The sequence below is a fragment of the Veillonella sp. R32 genome (genome assembly GCF_010093125.1).
Taxonomy (GTDB): Bacteria; Bacillota; Negativicutes; order Veillonellales; family Veillonellaceae; genus Veillonella_A.
Map to the genome: position 1 here is coordinate 1 of NZ_NMZQ01000075.1, position 924 is coordinate 924.

1 protein-coding gene is annotated in these 924 nt (G+C 38.5%); it reads left to right on the top strand.

All coding sequences use genetic code 11. The features are described 5' to 3' along the window. Positions 1 to 242 precede the first annotated feature (242 nt). Complete coding sequence (locus VER_RS10180) at positions 243 to 710, top strand: YbaK/EbsC family protein (protein WP_162100698.1); 468 nt, start codon at positions 243 to 245, stop codon at positions 708 to 710. Positions 711 to 924: the final 214 nt, after the last annotated feature.

Sequence of the window (924 nt, forward strand, 5' to 3'; positions counted from 1 at the left end):
ATAAATTATAGAACCTTTTTAGTTCCAGTAAACAGACCAGAGCTAACTAGATGTAATAGGGGAGTGTGAGGAGTGCCTGAAAACGATGGTTGACTTTTGGAGTTTTATTTAATGGTAGGTTAATGGTTGATAGTATGTTATAATATGTTATTCTATGCAGGGCAATTGAGTAACGTTAGCCGGAAAGGTATTATTGTATGTGATTGCTGAGCTAAAAATATTATGAAATAGAGAGAGGTATTATGTCATTTACAAAGGTAAAAGAATATTTTGAAACGGCTGGTCTGGGGGACCGCGTTAAAGTATTAGCGCATTCCAGTGCTACGGTGGCAGAAGCAGCCATCGCAGTGGGCTGTGAAGCCAAACAAATTGCTAAGACCATGTCTTTTTTAGTAGATGAGTCACCTATTTTGATTGTAGTAGCTGGCGATGTAAAAGTAGATAATAAAAAATTTAAAGCTACGTTTCAGAAAAAGGCTAAAATGATTGCGTTTGATCAGGTAGAATCTTATATTGGTCATGCCCCTGGTGGGGTTTGCCCTTTTGAAGTGAAACCTGAAGTTAAGACATATTTAGATGTATCCTTACAACGTTTTGATATTGTTTATCCTGCTGCAGGGGATGATCATAGCGCGGTGAAACTATCGGTGGCCGAATTAGAAAAATACGCTAACTCCTTGGGCTGGGTAGACATTGGCAAAGAATTGTAACATACAGTCAGTCTTTTAACGGACTAAGGAAAAATAAAAGCGTAGTATTGGCAGAAAAAACCATTGTTCGTAAGGCCTCCCGCTTTTCCGTAAAATACAGTCAGTCTTTGTGTTGTGGAGATAAAAAATGGAGTATTGGCGGAGAAAACCATTGTTCGTAAGGCCTCCCGCTTTTCCGTAAAATACAGTTAGCCTTTATGTTGTGGAGATAAAA